Origin of the sequence: Glutamicibacter sp. M10 (genome assembly GCF_025452055.1) — a bacterium.
Lineage (GTDB): Bacteria > Actinomycetota > Actinomycetes > Actinomycetales > Micrococcaceae > Glutamicibacter.
Genome location: NZ_CP104918.1, coordinates 885192 through 906974 on the forward strand (window position 1 = coordinate 885192; position 21783 = coordinate 906974).

Annotated in this window: 18 protein-coding genes and 1 pseudogene; 13 read left to right on the forward strand and 6 right to left on the reverse strand. The window is 56.1% G+C overall.

Annotated elements, in window-relative coordinates:
* Positions 1 to 96 precede the first annotated feature (96 nt).
* Positions 97 to 558: a hypothetical protein gene (locus N6V40_RS04370; RefSeq protein ID WP_262199160.1), complete on the reverse strand. Its 462-nt coding sequence runs from the start codon at positions 556 to 558 to the stop codon at positions 97 to 99.
* A gap of 150 nt (positions 559 to 708) precedes the next feature.
* On the opposite strand from N6V40_RS04370, the gene N6V40_RS04375 reads away from it, so the two are divergent.
* From N6V40_RS04375 to N6V40_RS04390, 4 genes are all read left to right on the forward strand, one after another.
* Entirely contained in the window at positions 709 to 1743 is a 1035-nt protein-coding gene (locus N6V40_RS04375; RefSeq protein WP_262199161.1) for an IS630 family transposase, read from the forward strand.
* A 426-nt stretch (positions 1744 to 2169) separates the two neighbouring features.
* Positions 2170 to 3633 carry an amino acid permease gene (locus N6V40_RS04380; protein ID WP_262199162.1) on the forward strand — a complete coding sequence of 488 codons (1464 nt, stop codon included), beginning with the start codon at positions 2170 to 2172 and terminating at the stop codon, positions 3631 to 3633.
* A 134-nt stretch (positions 3634 to 3767) separates the two neighbouring features.
* The gene (locus tag N6V40_RS04385; RefSeq protein ID WP_262199163.1) at positions 3768 to 4145 is read left to right on the forward strand and encodes a VOC family protein; all 378 of its coding nucleotides are present in this window, start codon (positions 3768 to 3770) and stop codon (positions 4143 to 4145) included.
* Positions 4146 to 4404: 259 nt separating this feature from the next.
* Positions 4405 to 4632, forward strand: a complete 228-nt coding sequence (locus tag N6V40_RS04390; protein ID WP_262199164.1) for a hypothetical protein — start codon at positions 4405 to 4407, stop codon at positions 4630 to 4632.
* Between the two features lie 228 nt (positions 4633 to 4860).
* Here the strand turns inward: N6V40_RS04390 and N6V40_RS04395 are convergent, their stop codons facing one another.
* The 3 genes from N6V40_RS04395 to N6V40_RS04405 all read right to left on the reverse strand — a co-directional run bounded on the left by N6V40_RS04395 (position 4861) and on the right by N6V40_RS04405 (position 7073).
* Positions 4861 to 5760: an EamA family transporter gene (locus N6V40_RS04395; protein ID WP_315973767.1), complete on the reverse strand. Its 900-nt coding sequence runs from the start codon at positions 5758 to 5760 to the stop codon at positions 4861 to 4863.
* A gap of 97 nt (positions 5761 to 5857) precedes the next feature.
* Positions 5858 to 6475 carry a B3/B4 domain-containing protein gene (locus N6V40_RS04400; RefSeq protein ID WP_315973768.1) on the reverse strand — a complete coding sequence of 206 codons (618 nt, stop codon included), beginning with the start codon at positions 6473 to 6475 and terminating at the stop codon, positions 5858 to 5860.
* On the reverse strand, positions 6465 to 7073 hold the full coding sequence (locus N6V40_RS04405; protein WP_262199165.1) for a helix-turn-helix domain-containing protein: 609 nt from the start codon (positions 7071 to 7073) through the stop codon (positions 6465 to 6467). Before N6V40_RS04405 ends, N6V40_RS04400 begins: the two co-directional genes overlap by 11 nt.
* Before the next feature lie 216 nt (positions 7074 to 7289).
* Between N6V40_RS04405 and N6V40_RS04410 the strand changes: the two genes are divergently transcribed.
* From N6V40_RS04410 to N6V40_RS04430, 5 genes are all read left to right on the forward strand, one after another.
* Complete coding sequence (locus N6V40_RS04410; RefSeq protein ID WP_242632504.1) at positions 7290 to 7739, forward strand: YybH family protein; 450 nt, start codon at positions 7290 to 7292, stop codon at positions 7737 to 7739.
* Positions 7736 to 9118, forward strand: a complete 1383-nt coding sequence (locus N6V40_RS04415; protein WP_131089389.1) for a purine-cytosine permease family protein — start codon at positions 7736 to 7738, stop codon at positions 9116 to 9118. The genes N6V40_RS04410 and N6V40_RS04415 overlap by 4 nt, the downstream gene beginning before the upstream one ends.
* Positions 9119 to 9287: 169 nt before the next feature.
* Entirely contained in the window at positions 9288 to 10250 is a 963-nt protein-coding gene (locus N6V40_RS04420; RefSeq protein WP_262199693.1) for a pyridoxal-phosphate dependent enzyme, read from the forward strand.
* A 40-nt stretch (positions 10251 to 10290) separates the two neighbouring features.
* A complete protein-coding gene (locus tag N6V40_RS04425) occupies positions 10291 to 11871 on the forward strand; it encodes an FAD/NAD(P)-binding protein (RefSeq protein ID WP_262199694.1) in 1581 nt (526 codons plus the stop codon).
* 29 nt (positions 11872 to 11900) lie between these two features.
* Complete coding sequence (locus N6V40_RS04430) at positions 11901 to 13286, forward strand: alanine racemase (RefSeq protein WP_262199166.1); 1386 nt, start codon at positions 11901 to 11903, stop codon at positions 13284 to 13286.
* Between the two features lie 48 nt (positions 13287 to 13334).
* Here N6V40_RS04430 and N6V40_RS04435 read toward each other — a convergent pair.
* Positions 13335 to 15144: pseudogene (locus tag N6V40_RS04435) on the reverse strand (amino acid transporter).
* 622 nt (positions 15145 to 15766) lie between these two features.
* Here N6V40_RS04435 and N6V40_RS04440 point away from each other — a divergent pair.
* From N6V40_RS04440 to N6V40_RS04450, 3 genes are all read left to right on the forward strand, one after another.
* The gene (locus tag N6V40_RS04440; protein ID WP_262199167.1) at positions 15767 to 17158 is read left to right on the forward strand and encodes a TrkH family potassium uptake protein; all 1392 of its coding nucleotides are present in this window, start codon (positions 15767 to 15769) and stop codon (positions 17156 to 17158) included.
* A 79-nt stretch (positions 17159 to 17237) separates the two neighbouring features.
* On the forward strand, positions 17238 to 19121 hold the full coding sequence (locus tag N6V40_RS04445; RefSeq protein WP_262199168.1) for an ATP-binding protein: 1884 nt from the start codon (positions 17238 to 17240) through the stop codon (positions 19119 to 19121).
* Positions 19118 to 19801, forward strand: a complete 684-nt coding sequence (locus N6V40_RS04450) for a response regulator (protein ID WP_262199169.1) — start codon at positions 19118 to 19120, stop codon at positions 19799 to 19801. The genes N6V40_RS04445 and N6V40_RS04450 overlap by 4 nt, the downstream gene beginning before the upstream one ends.
* A 13-nt stretch (positions 19802 to 19814) precedes the next feature.
* Here the strand turns inward: N6V40_RS04450 and N6V40_RS04455 are convergent, their stop codons facing one another.
* Complete coding sequence (locus tag N6V40_RS04455) at positions 19815 to 20612, reverse strand: IclR family transcriptional regulator (RefSeq protein WP_262199170.1); 798 nt, start codon at positions 20610 to 20612, stop codon at positions 19815 to 19817.
* A gap of 150 nt (positions 20613 to 20762) precedes the next feature.
* Between N6V40_RS04455 and N6V40_RS04460 the strand changes: the two genes are divergently transcribed.
* On the forward strand, positions 20763 to 21755 hold the full coding sequence (locus N6V40_RS04460; RefSeq protein WP_165477310.1) for a 2-dehydro-3-deoxygalactonokinase: 993 nt from the start codon (positions 20763 to 20765) through the stop codon (positions 21753 to 21755).
* The last annotated feature ends 28 nt before the right edge of the window (positions 21756 to 21783 follow it).

A 21783-nucleotide genomic window follows, 5' to 3' on the forward strand; every position in this document is an offset into this window, starting at 1 on the left:
AGCCGTACGAAACCTCGGATACTCCCCTTAGGCCACAAAAAGGCTGCCAACGAGCTATCGCTCACTGGCAGCCTTTCAAACCAACGGGAAGACCTCCTACGAGGAAGATCCCTGAGAATTAGTAGGAGACATCTCCATGATTCCCTCGGGGCCTTCCTGAACCGACCATTGCTGATCGGCCGGGAACGCCTTTAAGTAGTCTGACTTTCCAGAGCAGAAATCAACCTTCGAACGGCTCAACTCAACCGGCTGGGCATCATTCCCTTGTCCAAAGACCAACCACTGTCGCTGGTCCCCGGAGTCAGCATCCAACTGATCCACCACGCTTTTCATCGGGGCAGGCAGATCTGCAGAAACCGAGGAATACGGGCACACTACTGCGACACGTTCCCAAGATTCCATGGGCGAATCCTGCTGCGGAAGCATGACAGTTTTACCAGGCTTCGCCTCAGAAATCAGCGTTTCCTCGTATGTACCTTGCGTAGAGCAACCAGCCATCAGCACGGCCAGAGCAGTCACAGGGATAATCTTCAAAGACAGTCGTTTAGTAGTTTTCATGCTCACATTCAATGATTATTAGAGGGTGACCAGCTTATTCTGGTTGGCCAAAGACTTGCACTTATGGCGGGCACACTTCAAAAGCGGGTTCAATAACCTAAACCCGACCGGCGCGTTAATGCTTGCGTGAACCACACGGAGTGTTAATTTGTGGGTATGCCAAACCCCGAAGTCACCGACGCTGAACGCCGACTGCTCAAAGACTACAAGAACACTGCTCCCCACAAACTCGTGGTGAATAAAGCAGAAGCAGTACTCCTGCTTTCTGCGGGTGTTGACCCGGTGATTGTTGCTGACTTCGTGGACCGTGAACCTTCCACGCTGGAGGACTGGGCCCGGGACTGGAGTAAGCAGCGTATGGCGTCTTTGTTTACAGGTCATGCAGGAAACCTGAACCGTAGTTTCCTCACTGAGGAGCAACGAGAGATTATCGCTCAGGTCCTCTCCCAGCCGCCAGGTGACCAGTACTTGCCAGCACAGTTCTGGGATGTTCCGAAACTAGATCACTGGTTATTCACGACGTTCAACGTTGAATATGCGTCTGCGACTTCGTATCAGTTCTTGTTGCGCATGGCGGGGTTGTCTTTTCATAAGCCAGAGAAGTTTGACCGCAGACGAGGCGATGACAAGGCCATTGACCTGCGGATCAAAGAGATCCGTGAAGAACTCACGGTCCCGTTAGCTGACGAGGACACGTTGGTCTTCGCTGCGGACGAGGTGCGTATTGATCAGGAAGCCGTTCTCCGGCGGGCTTGGTATGAGAAGGGCACGAAAACCGTGGTGAAGGTTGACCGGCAGAAGGCTTCGCAGTCGTTTATCGGGTTCTTGGATCAGAATACGGGCCAGTGTTTGACGTTGCGGTTGGATTGGCAGAACGCCACCACGATCCTTGAAGCTGTGCAAACGTTGGTGGGGTTGCATCCAGGGAAACGGATTGTGATTGTGTGGGATAACGCGACGTGGCATAAGAACCAGTTGCTACGTGCAGAGCTAGCTCAGGGCGAAACGTTGCAGGATGTTCATTTGATCAATTTTCCGCCGTACGCTCCAGATCATAATCCGATTGAGCATGTGTGGAATGATGCGAAGAACGCGATCAGTAATGTTCAACGTGATGACTTTGAGTCGACGGTGGCGGCGTTTGAAGCGCATATCCGGTCACGGTTGTTTGATTACAAGATTTGAGGTTCTGGCTGACCGTTTTTGATATATGAGAGCCATAACTGACTTGTTAAAAGGTGATTTCGTTCGGTTCTTTGATGCGCATGATCCACGTTGCTTCTTTATCGAGAACGCTTCGTGAATCCATCTTCCTCCGGGCATACCCGGAAGACTTTTGGACTGGGTTTGGACGTACGTCGCGTTGATATCCCGCTGGATTCCGTGTGGATTCCGCGTGGATTCACAGTTGCATTCGGGATTGCGGCGGGATTCAAGTGAAGACGTCCAGGAGCCGCACTTGCTCGGTTCATTGGGCGGTCCAGATTCCCACCGCCACTCTGCATGCGTAGACACGCAATTTCTTCGCTGACAGCGAACCGTTTATGCTGAACCGTACGAAAAATCATTGCAGCAACGCGTGCAGATTGAACCTTTCTCTAGTGAGGCACCATGGCAGGAACACAAGATCCCTCCAGCACCCCAACCGGAACGACAGTTAAGCCCAAGCAGCTTCGCTCGCGCCACGTCATGATGATTACCCTCGGCGGAATCATCGGCGCAAGCTTGTTCGTCGGTTCGGGCAACGTCATCCGTTCGGTGGGTCCAGCGGCAATTATCTCTTACCTCATCGGCGGCTTGCTGGTATTTCTTGCCATGCGGATGCTCGGTGAGATGGCAGCTACCCGCCCTGCGGTCGGTTCCTTCATGGAGTATGCCCGAGTAGGGCTGGGCAATTGGGCCGCGTACCTGGTGGGTTGGCTGTACTGGTATTTCTGGGTCGGAGTGCTCGCCTACGAAGCGGTGCTTGGCGGTGAAACCCTGAACTCCTGGTTTGCTTTCCTCCCTGCCTGGACCTGGTCGCTGATCCTGATCCTAATCTTCATCGGCACTAACGCCATCTCTGTGCGTACCTTCGGCGAAGTCGAATTCTGGCTGGCAAGCATCAAGGTCTTGGCCATCGTGGTCTTCCTCGGCGCTGGTCTGCTCTTCTCGTTGGGCCTGTGGCCTGATACCGAAATTTCGGTGAGCAACTTGTGGAATCATGGCGGGTTTGCCCCGAATGGCTATGGGGTGGCGCTCACCGGTGTGGCACTGGTGATTTTCTCCTACTTCGGCACCGAGATCGCCGTGATGGCAGCGGCCGAGTCTGAGGACCCAGCCAAGGGAATTAAACAGGCGACCAGTACCGTGATCTGGCGTATCCTGCTCTTCTTTGTCGGAGCAGTATTGATCATCACCATGGTGATTCCATGGGATGAGCTGCCTGAACCAGTGAACGTAGCCGCAGCCCCGTTCACCAAGGTCTTTGAACTGCTCGGTTTGCCGGGAGCTGCGATCATCATGCAGCTGGTCATCTTCACCGCGGTGATTTCCGTGCTCAACTCTGGACTGTATTCTGCCTCGCGCATGTTCGCCGCGCTGGCTGATCAAGGGTTCGCTCCTAAGTTTGTGGCCCGCCGTTCCAAGAACGGCGTCCCATTGTGGGCTTTGGTGGCTTCCACTTCCGGTGCGGTGATTGCGACTATTGTGAACTTCGCTGCTCCCGATTCGGGAGTCTTCGACTTCATCATGAACTCTGCCGGTCTGGTGGCGTTGTTCGTCTACGTCTTCATTTCGTTGACACAGATGCGCTTACGCCAGAAGATGACCTCCGAAGAGGTTGCGAATCTTAAGCTGAAGGTGTGGCTGCACCCATGGCTGAACATTGTGCTGTTTGTTGCTATCGCGGGCGTGCTGGGAGTCATGCTCAGCTCCGAGAGCGGTCGAACCCAGGTGTGGACCAGCTTGCTGGCCACCGCGGTGCTCGTCGCCTTCTGGCCGCTGGTGCGCAAGAACCTGAAGAAGCGCGGAACGTCTCAAGACGCCCTGGCGCTGAACAACGGCACCGAAGGCGAGCGCGTCAGCGAACACTAGGAATCATTGAACAAATGAGAATCGCCCTCAACCATTGATCATGGTTGAGGGCGATTGCCGTTCTGGCCCGGAGTGAGTGACCCGAAGTGAGAACCAAAGGGCATCTGGTCGGTGCCTAGGAGTACGGTAAAGGCATGACCTCAGCAAAGATTTCCTTGGGCGCAATAAACATGACCGCCGACAACCCACAAACACAGGCCACCTTTTGGGCAGCAGTAACCGGCAACCAAATTTCTGGTGGAGGCGACAGCTTCTACCTGGCACCTGCCAGTGCTGACGGCTTTGGAATGTTCTTCCAGCCTGCCACCGGGCCACGTTTGCAGTCGCAGGACGCTCATATGGATCTCACGGTCCCTTGGGGAACACGGGAAGAAGAAGTTCAGCGGGTGATCGAACTGGGCGCTACACACAAATGGGACGTCCTCGAAGAATTTGAGCACGTTCAGTGGACTACTCTGGCAGATCCAGAAGGCAACCTCTTCTGCATTGCGGAGCATCCTCCGGTTCACTAATTCTTGGCCTTTATGGGCAGATAATAGAGGGGTATTTCTTTACCGAGTTCCTTGCCGGTGAACCCTAAAATCGACGCACCGTATCCCCAGCCTCTTGCTTTATCAGCGAGGTGGGCGTGATGGAAAGATGGGGCGCCTGCCGCAGCGTGAGTTTGCTCCGATTCTTGGTGTGACGCCTTTTGCCGTTTCAGCCCTCGCCATCCGCGCACGTGACGGTCAGCGTTAGGCGTATCTTGCAGCACATCTGAAGGATCCGTGCGTGCTGTCCCAGCGGGGCGTTGATGTGCGCAAGCATCTTCTCCCTTTGATCCTTGGCTCTAATAAAAGCAAAGAAGAGAAGGCATTAAAGCAGCACAGTAAAGTTTGCAAAGAATGCAGTACGGTTTTTGCTGAGCTCAATGAAGTGGGCTCGGGCCTGCGCGCCGTCATTCTTCCATTGGTTGTTGATGGCACTACAGCCCTGGGTTTTCCGGCGGCCGGCCAATAATTCGGCGGTGCTGGACGTATTACCGCGATGGCTTTGGCGAGTGTTGCCGGCAGTGCTATCCGTGACTATGTTGCAAACGAACAGAAAACGTTCGATCAGCTCTGACCTCCCGGAGAGTCCCCAGTCGTTCTCCGAGTTCAGGATCCGCTAGTTGGACTAAAGATATCGCCCAAGATCAAGAAGATCTTGGGCGATATCTTTATGCGAAATTGAGCAGTAGCCAACAAACTATTTTTGAGTTTCCAGCGGCAGATCTGACAGAGGTAAGTCATCGCTCGTGCGGCGCCCTCCGCGCTGTGCCCCGGCTCCGGCAGCGATCACGATAATGATGCCAAAGACTTGGAACCAGGTTGGGGTCTGGGCCAAAACGAGCAAGCCGATAAGAATGCCAAAGGCCGGTTCGATGGAAAGCAATGTGCCAAAAGCGGTGTGCGTCATCCGCTTGAGGGCCAACATCTCCAAACCAAAGGCGATGACCGGGGTGATGAGGGCAATGCCCGCTGCAGCGGGCAGAGTCCACCACGCAAAATCGTGGCTGATAACTTGTGGCAGGCCCACCGGCATCGTTGCGATGGCAGCCACGGGGATGGTCAATGACAAGCCGCTGATTCCCGAGAAGCGATCACCAACGTGTTGAGTCAGTATGTTGTATAAGCCCCAACAGGTTCCGGCGCCCAGTGCGAACATCACACCTACTGCGTCAATTTTCCCGTGCCACGGTTCGGTGAGCAGTACAACGCCTAGGACAGCCAATATTGGCCACATCAACGCCTTGCGGTTTTTGCTCATGATTCCCGCAACGGTGAGCGGACCGAGGAACTCGATGGATACGGCAGTGCCCAGGGGTATGCGGTCAACGGCTTCGAGGAACAACGCGGTCATGAAACCGGTGACCACACCTAGTGCGATCAACGCTGGAATGTCTTGCTTGCGAATAGAGCGGAAATTTGGGCGCGCTATGATCCAGAGGAAAACAACGCCAAAGCACATGCGAAGCCATGCCGTACCGCCAGCGCCAACCTGCCCGATGACAAAGACGGACGTGGCGTTGGATAGCTGGACTGCCAGCATCGCGGTAACCGCCAAGGTCCACGGCGGCAGGCCATTGAGTGTGGAGCGAGGGTTCACTGGGCACCTACCATCCGCGTGGACACTTGTACTGCGGTGCCCAAAGATTCCAAGGCTTGGCTCAAGGCTTCGCCGGTTGCCTCTAGCTCTTCATCGGTCATGGGTGCCAAAGCATCCAAGATGAAAAAGCGGTAGTGGTGTCCTGGGACAGCGCGGTGCGCTTACCTTGGCGCCAGTTCCAGCGGCGGCAAGTCACCCCGGTATTATCCCGCCAAATCACTTCGCCTGCTTCAGGGTTCTCTAGCACCACTTCGCCACCGGCGGTCGTATCAAAGGATTCATCACCGGTGGCACGGGTGAGCATGGCCGGTCCGTCATAGAGATCAAAGTCTTCGCCACCGAGCGGAATTTGATGCAGTACGGAAATGGCGTTGTAAATATCAGTCAATGCATTCACACGCGGTAAGCCTGTGCCCGCGCGACGAGTGAGTGCTTCGAGGCTGTTGCGGGTGCGTTGAGGTTTGGCGCCAAACCCGCGGTAAGCTTCGCGCCAAGCGCTGATCTGCGGTAGCTGATCCACTGGGGTGGAGGCCAATAACTCATTGGCGTGAGCTTCTGCCTTGTTGATCAATTCATCAGCGATCTCAGAATTCGCCTGTGGGTCGATACCTTCAACCACCAACAGTAGTGCGCGGTAGTCGGTGCGTAGTTCTATGACCGAGGGGTCAATGGAGCAGCCGTAGAGGAATTCGGTGGGGGTCAGTCTATTCGTCATGGATGTTCTCCGTCTTATGTGTGTGGCCCACGCCTGGTTCGAATACGCACAGGCTGAATATGGCGGTGGTCTTGTGAATGTTTGAGTAAGAGTGGGCGGTGTCCCCGTCAAAGGACATGGCATCACCGGCTTTGAGCTCATGGGCTTCACCATCAACGTCTACGGTGATAGAGCCTTTGAGCAGATGCAGAAGTTCGCGGGTTCCTGCAACATGGGCTTCGCTCTCGTGGCGCTCGCCGGGGGCTAAATTCCAGTCCCATAGCTCAACGACTTCAGGGGCTTGGGTGCCGGCCACCAGAATTCCTCGGCCGCCATTCTCACCGTTCCACAAGACAGCACCTTCGCCTGCGCGCGTCACATTAGAGTGGCGTGCTTCCGGCGGTTCAACCAGGGCGGGCAGTCCTAGTCCCAACGCATCAGAAAGTTTGAGTAAAATGCTGACGCTGGGGTTGGCTGTCCCTTGCTCAACGTTGATGAGCATGCGGCGGCTGACCCCGGCATGCTCAGCGAGCTGATCCAGCGTCCATTCGTGTTTTTTGCGTTCGTTTTTTACTCGCGTGCCGATGGTTTGAGCGAGCCGCTCCGCGCTGGTCTCCATTAGTGCATCATATTGCACTGAAAGTGCATAGTCTATATTTAACGTCCGAAATGTCTGTAACTTCGTGGTCATAGGGTGCTTGTCATAAGAGCGGAATTCATTGACCGGTGCCAACTGATCACCTAGGGTAAACAAAAAATGCATATAGGTAATCCATCTCACGCCATATGCCCACCTCGAAGCGTCCGAATCCGGACCTCATCCTTGGGAGAACCGTTGAGCACAGTTGCACCTACCGAACAAGACGTTCTGGCCGCCGCCGCCAAAATCGTGAAAGCATTTGGCACGACTAACACTGAAGAATACTTCTCACTCTTCGCGCCCGAAGCATCATTCATTTTTCACCCCGAAGCATCCCGCTTAGATGACCGCGCTAGTTACGAAAAACTCTGGGACAGCTGGCTCAGTGATGGATGGCAGGTCACCGGATGCCAGTCCACTGAGCAACTGGTTCATGTTTTCGTTGGCGGTGCAGTCTTCAGCCACACCGTGGCAACACAAACCCGCACTGGAAATGATCCAGAGAACTACACCACTGATTCCTATGTAGAACGTGAAACTATCGTTTTCCGCCACGAAACAGACGGCTCACTGATAGCCATCCACGAGCACCTTTCAACGGTGCCGGAGACAGCACCAGCTGAAGCCACCGGTGAGAACGCATGAATCTCTACCGCAAATTTGAACAGAAGCTAGAAGCCGGCGCCGAAAGCTCCGGCCCGATTCGCGGACAGCTGGGCACCGGCCGCATCGGCATGATCTGGCTAGCAGCAAACCTCGTGGTAACCACACTTCTGACCGGAACCTTCTTTGTACCCGGACTGAACTTCTCACTGGCGCTGGTGATGATCGTTGCCGGAACGTTGATCGGTGCCGTCATCTTGGTGTTGATCGGAAACATTGGCACCCGCACCGGGCTGCCGACCATGGCCATCACCCGCGGAGCTTTTGGCACGCGAGGCAGCTTGTTACCCGTGGCGGCCAATGTCATCGTATTGATGGGATGGAGCTGGGTGCAAGCCATGCTGGCGGGCGTCACCGTCAACTATCTAATTGCCTCCACGACCGGGTTCAGCAATCCTGTCCTATTCTCAGTGCTTTGCCAAGTCTTCGTAGTGATACTGGCACTGTTTGGGCACGAAGGAATCTCGAGAGTTGAACCCTGGCTTGCCGTATTGATCTTGGCCATCATGGCCTACGTCTTTGCCATGGCCTTCGGCAAATACAATCCTGCAGAGTTTGCTGCGATCCCAGTTGATACCTCGCTAGGGTACACACCGTTTATCGTTCTGGATATCGTGATTGCCACGGCGATTTCATGGACTGTGCTATCGGCCGATATCAACCGCATGGCGCGCAATACTCGCGCCAGCATTGTCGGTTCAGGCATTGGCTATACGCTTTCCACCGTGTTGGCAATGATCCTTGGCGCCACCGCTATTGGGTACGTCATCCTTTCCGGTGACCAAGCAACAGAGTTTGATCCAACAATCCTTGTTGAAGCCTTTGGCGCCCCACTGGCTATTGCCATTTTCTTATCGGTGATGGCCACCAATACGATGGCGGTCTACGGAATGATCACCTCGGTGGTCAACTCTCGTCCCGAACGTAAACTGCCGTTCTTGGCTACAGCTTTGGTGGTCGGTACAGTTTCCATCCTCGGAGCCACCTGGCTAGCGTTACTGGATCAGTTCACTGATTTCTTGACGCTCATCGGTGCATTTTTCGTTCCAGTCTTCGCCATCATGATTGTGGACTACTACCTGCTCAAGCGTTCGCGCTACACGCGTGACATCCTGCGCCACACCGGTGGAGCCTACTGGTACCGCAACGGAGTGAACCCGATTGCCGTTGCCGTATGGGTGGCAGGTGCGGTTGTCGCCTACCTGCTGACCTACCTCTTCCCAAGCCCAATTGGCGCCACCCTTCCGTGCTTCTTCGTCAGCTTCCTGCTCTATCTGGGTCTGTCCTGGAAACAACGAGACCGAGGCCAAGTTGTAGCTCATGAGCACCTAGTAAGTGAGGAATCTCAGAACGCCAGCTGACCGGCAAGAGAGCAAGGTCTGGAGCTTATATCTGAATCTCTGGCACCGGTAGCCACCACTTCACTTCTACACATAGACTTGCTAAAAACGGGACGAGTCAAGCTCATAGCTACTGACATCGAAATGACCGCCAGCAGTGTTCTCCGCCGTAAGAATGTGAGTAGTGACTATGGAAGTTACCGGTGCTTTAACACCCTTCAATTCACCCATTGTGAAACTTGAGCGTCTCTTCGATGCCAACGAAATTGAAATATTCGCCAAACTGGACTCATTACAACTTTCTGGCAGCACCAAGGAACGCACCGCGGAATCCCTGATCACAGCATTCCTAGAGACAGGTGAACTGAAGCCTGGCGGAATGGTGGTGGAATCAACTTCAGGTAACTTGGGGATTTCCCTGGCCCGGCAATGCATCGTGCGAGACATCAGATTTGTTGCCGTTGTTGATGAAAACGCCAACAAATCAGCCCTAGACATCATGCGTGCCTATGGAGCAACCGTGGACCTAGTGGTGGATCCACCCGATGGCAACAGACTTGCCGCACGCCGGAAACGGGTCGCTACCCTGTTGGCAGAAAACCCTGGTGCGGTGACCACCAACCAGTACGGGTCTGCGCGCAACCCCGAGGCTCATTACTCCACGACCATGCCAGAAATCATGGAGGCGATGGGTGGGGATCTAGATATGCTCTTTGTCGCCACCAGCACCACTGGCACGATTCTCGGATGCCAAAAGTACGTGCGAGAACATCAGCTCAAAACAAAACTGATTGCGGTGGATGCGCTGGGCTCGGTGCTCTTTGGCGGCCAATCGGCCGAACGGCGCCTGCCTGGTCTGGGTGCAGGAATCGTCCCTGAGCTGTCCCTAGAAGTACAGCCCGACGAAGTTTTACGTATACCTGAAATCGAAATGGTTCGTGGCTGCCGACTACTGGCCAAGCGGGAAGGCATCCTTGCTGGAGCATCTACCGGAGCAATCGTCGCTGCCATGGGGAAAATGCTCCCAGAAATTCCCCAAGGATCACGGGTTGCTTTCCTCGTGCACGATTCGGGGGTTCCCTATCTCCACACGGTCTACAACGACGAATGGGTGCAAAAACTCTCGGTGAGTCGCCTCAGTCTGCAAATTTAGCTGAGTTAGAAGTTGATGCTGAACGATGATCCGCATAGCGATGATCGGAGGCGGACCAAAATGTTTGTTTGCTTTGCTGGAACTGAACGATGTGCTCAGCGACAACGAAGCCCAAACAGTTCAGGTTGATGTTTATGACCCATACCCGCCGGGAGCCGGACGGGTATGGAATACCACGCAGCCCAACGAACTGAGATTGAACGTCAACTCGCGCATTATCGACGCGTCATCCAGTCTGTGCGATCAGACGTTCAACGAATTCAGAAATAACGCATTGCAGGGAACTACCGATGAGGTCTTTCCGCCGAGGGCTCTTGTCGGGGAGTACCTCAGCGAGCAATTTCAACGATTGGTACAGCACGGGAAACTGCCGGTCACACATCGGGCGTCAGCAGTGCACAAAGTGGAACGCCAAGCAGGACAGTGGTTGGTGACCAGCGACTCCTGGTACGACCTCTATGACGAGGTAGTCATCGCCACTGGGCATGGACTCGCTGGCTACCAACACGAGCAGAAGTCGGCAACGACCATAACTGCGGCTGAACTAACGGTAGAGCGCTCGGCCGATGCTCAGCATAAGGTGCCCGACCGAAGCACGGTGCGGATCCGCGGTGCAGCACTGACCGCTTATGACGTGGTCATGACGTTGACCGAGGGACGTGGCGGGCAATGGGCACCTTCGGAGGACGGGACACCGGGCCGCTTGAGATATGTGCCCAGCGGAAAAGAACCACGGCTCATGACCATGCTCTCGCGTCACTGTATCCCGATGACACCCAAACCCATGGGCCTTCCGACCCAAGCGCAGGACATTCTTCATAACTACCGGTTACAACTGCGCCAGTGGAGCAACACTAGCGAACACCACACCGAGCAGATGTGGCGGATCCTTTTAGCTTGCGCCATGGACATCGCCGGTAGCGCCGGAGTTCCGGCGAGCAAAGAATCCCTAAAACAAACGGTGGATAACGGGAGATCAGAGCAGTTCTCCACTCTGGCCAGTCCCTTTGAACAAATGAGATATACCCTTGATGCGCACCGTGGGCTGAAGCCGCAAACCCATGAATGGGTGTGGGCCATCGTTTGGTCTGGCCTGTATTCAGAACTAGTGACCGCACTGGCTAGATACCAGTGGGCCCCGGCGGACCGGAAGAAGTTCAACGCGGCGGCCACTAATCTTGAACGCATGGCTTTCGGACCGCCAGAACCGACGGCGCAGAAACTGCTGGCCCTGTACGACGCCGGAATGCTCCAGCACCAAACATCCGGCATGGAACATACCGGCGGCGTCCTAACCATCGATGCCGTGACCGCACCTCCCGGTGTGCTCGCAGCTGCCTTCCCTGACGGAGAACCCGCCAACGAATTGATCAGCTCGTTACTCTCTGCCGGCGAGGTCAAGATCAGGACCGGCGAGCGCGGGCTGCTCACGGATGCCGACGGGACCTGTATCAATGCCGAAGGTTCACGCAACGAATCCTTGAGTGCTCTAGGACGCCCCACCGAAGACCCCACCTTGGGCCATGACACCTTGAATCGAACCTTGCACCTGGAGTACCGGGGCTGGGCCCGGCGCATCATGGCGCAAGTGAACGCTCGAAGCCAGAAAGTAGCCAACTGATGCCACCGCTGATGCACGGAACCTTGCCCATGACTGCCCGACTAGAACCATGGATGGAGAGCCTGGTTCAGGATCCGGAGCTATGCAAAGAATTGCTGTCCGATTACGGGTCACCACTGAACGTTCATGATTACTCATCCATGGCCCGGAACGTCGCTGAATTACGGGATGCCGCGGCAGTGCATGACATTGATTTCCAAATCTATTTGGCACGCAAGGCCAACAAGACCCTGGGTGCCATCGACAAAGCCGTGGCCGAGGGATGCGGTGTAGATGTGGCGAGCTTCAATGAGCTGGATCAATGCTTGAGACGCGGTGTCAGCCCAGAGTCGCTGATTGTCACCGCCGCGGTGAAATCTAGAGCTCTGCTGAAGTTGGCGGTAGAGAATGACGTCGTGCTGAGTCTGGACAACACCGATGAAGTCATGGATCTCTTGGAATTGACTACGAGTGACGGAACGCCGGTGCCGGTGGCTTTGCGTCTGGCCTCAAGCAACCCGGCGATTGCGCCCACCAGGTTTGGGCTGAGCGCTCAGCAATGGCTGGACTTCTTTGCCCAGATACATAGTCCCGAAGTTTTCAGCATTGTTGGTGTGCACTTCCACCTTAACGGCTACAGCGGCGAACAGCGGGCACTAGTCTTGCAAGAGTCCTTGGAATTTGCAGACGCCCTGGCACAGCTGGGTCATAAGGTGAAATTTGTAGATATGGGTGGCGGTATTCCCATGTCTTATCTTGATGATTCGCAGCAGTGGTCTGGATTCTGGGAAGCGCTCGCCGAAGTACCTGAGGGTGATGAATCATTAACTTGGAAATCTGACCGGCTGGGCGCCACTGGGCCGCAGGCCAGCACCGCTTTGTATCCGTATCACCAAGAACTGATTCGCGGCCCATGGCTGGAGAAGATTCTCATCGCTCGGGGTGCTGATGGGTCCCAGACTGTGGGCCAGATGCTCAATGCCCGGGGGATCCAGCTGCGTTGCGAACCGGGACGTTCGCTACTTGATGGGTGTGGACTGACCCTGTCCGAGGTGGCGTTTACCAAGGAACGCAACGACGGGGTGAGCCTGGTGGGACTTCATATGAATCGCACCCAGTGCCGTTCTACTGCCGCGGACTTCTTGGTCGACCCGATTCTCATCAAAGCTTCGGGAAGGCATGCGCACGATCGTTCCCCATACAGTGGCTTCCTCGTAGGTGCGTACTGCATCGAGGAAGAACTCATCCTGCGCCGGCGCTTCGAATTCCCGCAAGGGGTAGCCAAAGGCGATGTAGTGGCTTTCCCCAATACCGGGGGATACTTGATGCACATTATCGAAAGTGCTTCGCACCAATTGCCGCTAGCCAAAAATGTTGTATTGGATGGTGCCAACGCGAGCCTTGACGATATTGACCAGGTCGGCGCCGGCCATTGATGGCTGGTACCGACCTGGTGCATGACGCGCAGAAGCGGATGATTTGGACTAGCCCACGTGCACCCAGGGCCGGCGCTGCAGATTAGGCTCTGCTTCGCGCAAAACTTCGCGGGTCAAGGGGGCAATCTCACCTTGTCCAAGGAAAATGAACTTGGCCAGGTTCAACAGTGGATTGCCTTCGGTCCAGCGGAAGTAGATGTGTGGCATTACTTTGTACTGATCTCGAATAGCCATGGAGATGGCCGCAATCGAGGTAGAAACCGATGGGGCTGTCGCTTCAAGAATCCATTGACCATGACGGGTGATACCGCGAACTTCAATATCTTGGGCGAAGTCCGAGTAGTCACTGACCTTGATTTCCAGGAACACCACCTGTGCACGCTGCGGGATATGGCTGGCAAGGATAGCGTGCTGGTGCTTGTGCAGGTAGCGCCGCTTGGAAATCTTCACCGGCTCGTGGGCGATCAGTCGGAGCAACCCAGCGCTGCTGGCTTTCTGGATGATGTCCACTGCGCAGTCATCAAACATGACCGAGGTGGCGCGAAGTTCAGTGGAGCGGCGGAACCTAGAAAGTATCGAGACCACGAGCACTCCTGCAATGAAGAAGGCAGCAATCTTCAAGCCATCCGGGCGCTCAACACAGTTGGCAATCGTGGTGTAGACGAAGACCAGGCTGGCAGTTCCAAAGAGAATTGTTTTGCCTCTTTCACCGTGCCGTCGTGCCGAGATGGTTACCGCAATGGCCGCGGAACTCATGAGCACCAGAACACCGGTGGCATAGGCGGCTCCCTGCGCATCAACACTTGCATCAAAATGAACGGTGATGCCAATGGCTACCAGGATGACAACAAGAACCAGGGGCGCACTGCGCTGGCCCAAGCCGGAGCCATGCCAAAACGAGGCAGGTAACGCGGAATAAGGTTCAGCATGCCAGCCAACGCTGAAGCGCCAGCAAACCACAAAATGAGAATCGTGGAAATGTCATAGACCGTTCCAAATGCGTCACCCATCAGGTGGTGAGCTAGCCACGATAGTGCACGGCCATTGGCCTCACCGCCGGCTTGGAATTCTCGAGCTGGGATCAAGATGGTGGTCACGATAGATGACAGGACCAAGAAGCCGCTCATGATCAGCGCTGCTGTGGTCAAGAGCTTTTTGCGCCCTTGATGCGTCCAGCAGGGTTCGCTTCGGTATCACCTGGAGCCTTGGAGATTTGGGGCATGACAGCAACGCCGGTTTCAAAGCCGGACAGGCCCAAAGCTAGCTTGGGGAACACCAGCAGGCAGACCAGCAACATCATGATCGGATCCCCGTGCGCGGTGAACAGTGAGTCCACCCAGTTGCTGACCGTGACCGGGTGTCCAATGATGTTGGCGGCCGAAACGATGATGATGACCAAGTTCAGTGCCAAGAATGAGAACACGAGAGTTACGGCAATCCAGATGACCTCGGAGAAGCCACGCAAAAACAGCGCACCGAGCAAGATGAGTAGAACTAGGGTGATCGGCACTTCCTTGCCGGTGAACCAGTCTGGGGTGAACGGGTTCTCAATGAGGTGTGCTGAAGCGTCCGCGGCCGACAGGGTTGCGGTGATCATAAAGTCGGTGGCTGCGAATCCTAAGAGGATGAGGACAAATACTTTGCCCTTCCAATGCGGCATGAGCCTTTCGAGCATGGCAATGGAACCTTGGCCGTGGGGGGACTCTTGGGCAACGCGGCGGTATACCGGCAGAGCGGCGCCCAAGGTGACGGCAACAAGTATCAATGTTGCAAAGGGTGCGAGTGCGCCGGCAGCAAGCGCGGCAATAGCTGGCTGGTAGCCGAGCGTAGAGAAGTAATCCAGACCTGAAAGGCACATTACCTGCCACCATTTGGCACCATGCTTGCCCTCGTTGCTGGTGTCTTCCTGGCCGACTGAACTGTCGGTCAGCCACAGGCGCAATCGAGATGGCACCTTGGCTGCTGGTGCCTGATTCGACCCTTGGATCTGCGCATTTGTTTTGTTCACGAAAATGTACAGTACGCCTCAATTGGCAAGTAAGCGCCCCTTTGGGAGGAATATTTTTAAAAGCCCAGTCAACGCAGGAAATAGTGATTGTACGCAAGTTAGGGTGAACGTTTATGAGGCGTCAGAAATACTCTATTGGTGCGCAAGCCGACCCGGAACGGTCCAGAGGGAAATCCCTTTGATCTATACCTTTAAAATCCATACGATTGGTTGATGGCGAGATTTGAGATCTCGGCATCGAGAGTCTCTTTTCTTTGGCAGTGGGAGCATTCAAACGAAAGAAATTGTGTCGTTGAGCACAGGAATGGCCGTGATGTGAAGCCATTATCAAGATTCCTCCAAGGCGCATTAAGACGGCGTTAAGAGCCGGTCTTGGCGGGGCCTTGGGGAGGTGCAATGGGAATGTATCAGCGTCATGCATTGGTATGACCAAAACTTCGCAGAGTGCACAAAGGTGGACAGCATCGTGTTCATGAGGGTCCAGCGTTCCCACGACGCAGCGCAGGTCATCAGTGCTCTGACCGGACCAGTTCGCAAAGCATTGCTGAATAATCCTGTCCGCCTGGTTCCTCTAGGATTTTTAGCCGCAATTGCGTTTGGAACGCTCATGCTGCTTTTGCCCATCTCGCGAGTTGACCCAGAGGTTGGCGGCTTCATGCCAGCCTTGTTCACCGCAGTATCCGCTGTCTGCGTCACCGGCTTGGTTACGGTAGATACTGCTACCTATTGGACTGAGATAGGCCAAGGTTTTATCCTGTTGCTGATCCAGGTGGGCGGTTTCGGGATCATGACCTTGAGTTCACTTCTGGCGTTGTTAGTGCGCAAACAACTGGGCTTGCGCACACAACTTGTGGCCGCTTCGGAGACCCAAGCCTTAAACCTCGGCGATGTGCGCCGGATACTCGTTTTTGTCGCCAAAACTACTTTTGCCATCGAATCACCGATAGCCCTCGTGCTGTCGGTACGGTTCTGGGTTATTAATCCCGCAGATCCGGCTGGCGCCATCTGGGGCGGTGTCTTCCACTCGATTTCTGCTTTTAATAATGCTGGATTCGCCCTCTACAGCGATAGCCTGATCAGCCACGCAGGTGACCCGTGGATTATGGTCCCGCTGTGCGTCGCGGTGGTTCTGGGCGGATTGGGATTTCCGGTGATCTACGAATTGCTTCGTGGCAATGGCTCAAAGAAGAGCTGGTCCGTACACACCACGCTGACCCTCTGGGGAAGTGTCGGCCTGCTGGTGATAGGTGCACTGCTTCTGGGTCTGTTCGAATGGAACCGGCCCGAGACCTTGGGGAACCTTTCCCCAGGAGGTAAAGCACTGGGCGTGATGGGATTGAGCGTCTTTCCACGTACCGCAGGATTTAACAATATTGACTATGGGCAGGCTTCGTCCGAGTCCTTGCTGGTTACAGAGGTCCTAATGTTCATTGGTGGAGGAAGCGCAAGCACCGCCGGTGGCATTAAGATCGGCACCTTTCTGGTGCTCGCCTTCGCCGTGTGGAGTGAGGCGCGCGGCCATGAGCAGATCACCGTGGGACGTCGTGCTATTGGAACAGTGATTCAGCGCCAAGCGCTGTCTGTAGCCCTATTGGGCGTTGGCGCGGTGGTGGTCGGTTCGCTGTTACTACTGGTGCTCACAGAGCATTCGTTGGAAGAAGTCTTGTTTGAATGCATCTCGGCGTTCGCTACTGTCGGAGTAAGTATGGGAATTACTGCCGATCTGTCCACCGGCGCCCAACTGGTGATTACCAGTCTGATGTTCATCGGCCGTGTGGGGATCGTTTCGGCTGCCGCCGCGCTGGCCCTGAGCCACCGACGGTTGCTGTTTAGGTTGCCAGAAGAGCAGCCGGTCATAGGCTGAGTGGGGCACCGTGTCTGAGCTACCGTATTCCGGTACGATCACTGGGTACTGGCTAGGATCCCGAACGCCAAGGAGCATCATGGACGTGTCGAACACCGGGCCACAGGTCCACCCGCTTCTGATCGTCGCGCTGTCGGGCCGTGCCGGGTCCGAGTCCCTGCTGCGCCGCGCACTGCACGAGGCCGTGCAGATGCAAGGGGCTGAGGTAATGGCGGTCCATGTTCCACAACGCGGCATAGGTGCAAATCAAGCAGGCCAAGAAGCAGAGCTTGCCAGATTGCGCACGGCCGCGGAAAGCGCCGGGGCCACCTGGCATATGGTGCTGGGCCAAGACATCAGCGAAGCGCTACTGGGATTCGCCCGAAGCACACAAGCCACGCACCTGGTCATCGGAGCCCAGCTCCCAGGCTCTGGACGCCGGCGGATGCGCGATCAGCTGTCCCTGAGGCTGGCACAGCAGGCCACCGCACCGGCTGATCCCAGCATCATGATCATTCCCAGTCCCGCACTGCCAGGTAGCGAAGGAAGGGCCATGCGTGATGTTTTCCAGAAACGCCAACGGCTTAACGGCACCCGGCGACTGCTGGGCTGGCTCTTAGCCGCTTGCGGACCACCCTTGCTAGCCAGCGGTTTTCTACTGGGCGGCAGTGAAAGCGAACTGCTGACCTTGATCTTCCTTAGCCAGCTCACACTGGTGGTCTTTGTAGCCCTGTTGGGAGGCTGGTGGCCAGCGCTGGCAACGGCCTTACTGGGCACCGCCATCCTGAACTGGTTCTTCACCCCACCGACGGGGCAATTGCATATCCATGAGCCATTCAATGTCGTGGCGCTGAGTCTTTTCTTGCTGGTCGCGGCCGGCGTGGCACGGGTGGTGGACATCGAAGCACGGCGCACCGCCGAGGCCGGCCAAGCCCGGCACCAGGCGGACACGCTCTTTGAATTATCCGGCGGGGTGATCCGCGAAGGGCTGCGCGTTCCGGCACTGCTCGAGTGGCTCTGCCGTTCCTACCAGCTGCGCGGGGCCGCACTGGTTCGGCGGGGTAGTGAGTCCTCGCCGACTCCGGTCACCGTGGCATCGGCTGGAGTAGCGCCTGCGAAGGCAGAGACCAGCGACTACGCCATCACGGTAGATGCAGAACATCTGCTGTTGATCGATGGCATTCCGCGTGAAGCCTCGGATCAGGGAATCTTTGAGGCCTTTGCTGGGCGCATCGCCGCAGTGCTGCAACATCGGGCGCTCGCCGAGGCGCGTTTGCAGTCCCGAGAACTGGCCGCCGGTAATGCCATGCGCACCGCATTGCTCGCCGCGGTCTCCCATGATCTGCGCACTCCGTTGTCGGGGATCAAGGCTTCGGCCTCCAGTCTGCGGATGCAGGATGTGGTGCTGAGTGAGGAAGACACCTCGGACCTGTTGGCCACCATTGAGGAGTCGGCCGACCAGCTCAGCGAACGAATCGAGGATCTGCTGAGCATGAGCCGGATCCAGGCCGGCGAGCTGGTGGTGCACCGTAGCCGGATCCAAGTTGAGGATCTGGTGGCTTCGGCCGTGCGCGATCTGGCCGGGCAGATTCGTCCGGCACACCTGCAGGTGCAAATTCCCCCAGACTGCCCACCGGTCAGTGCAGACTACGGACTGGCCGTGCGAGTGTTGGCCAACCTGCTGGAAAATGCGGTGCGCTATGGCGGGGAGAGCCCGTTGCAGCTGCGCGCGGTCCCCACCTCCACCGACGTACGTATTCAGGTCATCGACCATGGGGCCGGGGTGCCGCAGGAAGAAAAAGACCGGATCTTCCGCCCCTTCCAGCGGCATGGCGATAGGGATAACACCACCGGCCTAGGGCTGGGATTGGCCGTAGCCCGAGGCCTGGCCGCCGGCATGGACGGAGACGTCCAAGCACAAGATACTGAGGGCGGGGGAGCCACGATGGTCTTCATCCTGCCGATATTCGAGGACAGAACATGACCACCACTGTATTGATCGTGGAGGATGATCCGCAGATCGCTCGTGCCCTGCTGGTGAACCTCAAGGCCCGAGGCTACCGCGCACTGCATGCAGCCACCGGACTCCAATGCCTGCAGTTGGCTGCGGACGCGCACCCGGACGTGATCCTGCTGGATCTGGGGTTACCCGATCTTGAAGGCGGAGATGTTATTGACGGAATCCGTGGCTGGTCAAGTGTGCCAATTATTGTCGTCTCCGCCCGGCACGAGTCCCACAGCAAGGTAGATGCCCTGGACCGGGGAGCGGATGACTTTATTACCAAGCCCTTTGCCATGGATGAGCTGTTGGCACGATTGCGTGCAGCACTGCGCCGTGCACTTCCGGACCCGGGACAGGCCGTCGTGGAAACCTCGGACGGTCGGCTGCGCATTGATCTATCCAGCCACTCGGTGAGCGTTAATGGCGGAGCGGTGCGGTTGACCCGTTTGGAATGGCGAGTGCTGGAAGTGCTAGCCAGCAACCCGCATCGGCTGATCGGCGGTAGCGAGCTGCTCACCACGGTCTGGGGTCCCGAATACGGTGAAGAAGCGAATTATCTGCGTGTGTATATGTCGCAGCTGCGCACCAAGCTGGAACCTGAGCCTTCCAACCCCTGCTACTTCCTGACCGAATTGGGTATGGGGTACCGCTTTACGCCGTGAGCGACGAGCACGATTAGAAGGTCTTGCCCGAATATCCCAGCTTGCGCGAAATTTGCGCTGCGGTAGTTCCCATGACCGTCTTCAGTGCCTTCATGCGTTCATCCGGCATATATGGATTGGTGGCCGACATGCTGATGGCGGCAATGATTTTTCCACTGCCATCACGAATTGGCGCAGCCACGCAACGGATTCCAGGTTCATTGTCTTCCAGATCCAAGGCGATACCTTCTTTGGCGTAGGACTTCATGCGCTTGAGGAAGGCTGCCTTAGTTTGGTGCGGTGCTTGCTCGATGGGGGACTCCGAATCGAAGGTTGATTCCCACCTGTCCGGGGTGTCTAACAGCAACGCCTTGCCAATGCCGGTGCGGCTTAGTGGCATTCGTTGACCTACCCGAGAGCGCATCTGTGCGCCACGAGTTCCGGGAACTTTGTCTACATAGAGCACCTGCGCTTCGTCTTCCACTGCTAGGTGCACGGTGTCCTGATATTTGCGGGCCAACTCTTCAAGGATTGGTTTGGCAATGACTGGAACTGGGCTTTGGTAGAGCGCATGGAAACCCAGCTCAATGAGCGCTGGGCCCAAACTGAAATCAGTGCCATGGGTGCTGCGCAGGAATCCGCGCTGCACCAAGAGCTTCACCATGCGCTGGGCGGCGCTTTTGCCAATGTTCGCTTCAGCTGAAACTTCATTGAGGTTAGTTGCACCGCGCCCAACAGCACGCAAAATGTCTAGTCCGCGTGCAAGTGTGAGGGTGCCGGCGGGCGGAGAGTCAACTGAATTTTCGTCTTTGAGTTCAGCTTCGAGTGCCATTGACGTCCCCTTGGTTTGATAATCAACAAGATCCTGTATCCCACTATATGCAACGCTCTTTGAAGTATTGGGATGACTCAGAGAATATTCACATGTGAATGGGACCACATTCAAGTGAGCTCGTGCAGTGCACGAGATGAAACAGGAGTTATGACAAACATCGCCGAAGCCCAGCTGATTGCCCTTGACTGGGGAACCACCTCCGCACGTGCCTACCTCATGGGCAACGACGCGAGCATTGTGGCCGAACGAAGTGCAGCTCTAGGAATCATGCAGGTCGCGGCACGAGCTAAAGAACAGTCCCTGACACTGAATAAAGCATTCGAGCAGGCCCTGGCCGAACTATGCGATAACTGGCTGGAAGACTATCCGCAGATCCCCGTCATTGCCTGCGGAATGATTGGCAGCCAGCAGGGCTGGGTTGAAGCAACCTACCGTCAGGTGCCCGCCACCGTGGCAGACCCCACCTTTGAACTAGCCTCGGTCCAGATTGCCGAGAACCGACGAATGCACATCATTCCCGGCGTCCTAGACCTCAGAGAACTTCCCGATGTCATGCGTGGAGAAGAGACTCAGATTCTCGGCGCAATCGAGCTTGGTGATGCAGCTGTAGATAATGCGGCGGAGCAGCTCTTCTTGCTACCCGGCACCCACTCAAAGTGGGCCACAGTTCAAGGGCGGACAATCACCGGATTCTCGACCTCCATGACGGGGGAGACCTTCGGGTTACTCAGCACCCAGTCCATCTTGTCCAAACTAATCAAGCCAACAGACTCAGTGAGCTGGGATGCCTTTGAACGTGGGGTGAACATCTCCAAATCTTCTAATGGGGATGCGGACCTCATGCTGACGTCGTTCTCGGCGCGCACCTTGGTACTCACCGGACGTTTAGAGCAAACCGAAGTCAGTGACTATCTGTCCGGATTGATGATTGGTGCCGAAATTAGGTCGGTACTTGGCGCCTGGCAAGACTCAGCACTTCCAGCGCTGACCATCTGCGGCAACGAAGAACTTAGCGCCAGATACACACGGGCACTGAAGATCTTTGGTGTCACCGAAGTCCGCGCACTTCAGGGCACCGCGCCTCGTGGAGTCTGGGCCGTGGCCAGTGCGCTCGGCATGTTTCAGACCACCTCGATCTAAGTCATTTATCTCGCCAACAACTCTTATA

Bases quoted from the DNA above. Each gene is read 5' to 3' on its own strand.
- N6V40_RS04455 (WP_262199170.1), bottom strand. From the start codon at position 20,612: ATGGCACTCGAAGCTGAACTCAAAGACGAAAATTCAGTTGACTCTCCG.
- N6V40_RS04445 (WP_262199168.1), top strand. From the start codon at position 17,238: ATGGACGTGTCGAACACCGGGCCACAGGTCCACCCGCTTCTGATCGTC.
- N6V40_RS04385 (WP_262199163.1), top strand. From the start codon at position 3,768: ATGACCTCAGCAAAGATTTCCTTGGGCGCAATAAACATGACCGCCGAC.
- N6V40_RS04430 (WP_262199166.1), top strand. From the start codon at position 11,901: ATGACTGCCCGACTAGAACCATGGATGGAGAGCCTGGTTCAGGATCCG.
- N6V40_RS04380 (WP_262199162.1), top strand. From the start codon at position 2,170: ATGGCAGGAACACAAGATCCCTCCAGCACCCCAACCGGAACGACAGTT.
- N6V40_RS04415 (WP_131089389.1), top strand. From the start codon at position 7,736: ATGAATCTCTACCGCAAATTTGAACAGAAGCTAGAAGCCGGCGCCGAA.
- N6V40_RS04400 (WP_315973768.1), bottom strand. From the start codon at position 6,475: ATGACGAATAGACTGACCCCCACCGAATTCCTCTACGGCTGCTCCATT.
- N6V40_RS04460 (WP_165477310.1), top strand. From the start codon at position 20,763: ATGACAAACATCGCCGAAGCCCAGCTGATTGCCCTTGACTGGGGAACC.
- N6V40_RS04370 (WP_262199160.1), bottom strand. From the start codon at position 558: ATGAAAACTACTAAACGACTGTCTTTGAAGATTATCCCTGTGACTGCT.
- N6V40_RS04405 (WP_262199165.1), bottom strand. From the start codon at position 7,073: ATGGAGACCAGCGCGGAGCGGCTCGCTCAAACCATCGGCACGCGAGTA.
- N6V40_RS04440 (WP_262199167.1), top strand. From the start codon at position 15,767: ATGAGGGTCCAGCGTTCCCACGACGCAGCGCAGGTCATCAGTGCTCTG.
- N6V40_RS04450 (WP_262199169.1), top strand. From the start codon at position 19,118: ATGACCACCACTGTATTGATCGTGGAGGATGATCCGCAGATCGCTCGT.
- N6V40_RS04425 (WP_262199694.1), top strand. From the start codon at position 10,291: ATGATCGGAGGCGGACCAAAATGTTTGTTTGCTTTGCTGGAACTGAAC.
- N6V40_RS04420 (WP_262199693.1), top strand. From the start codon at position 9,288: ATGGAAGTTACCGGTGCTTTAACACCCTTCAATTCACCCATTGTGAAA.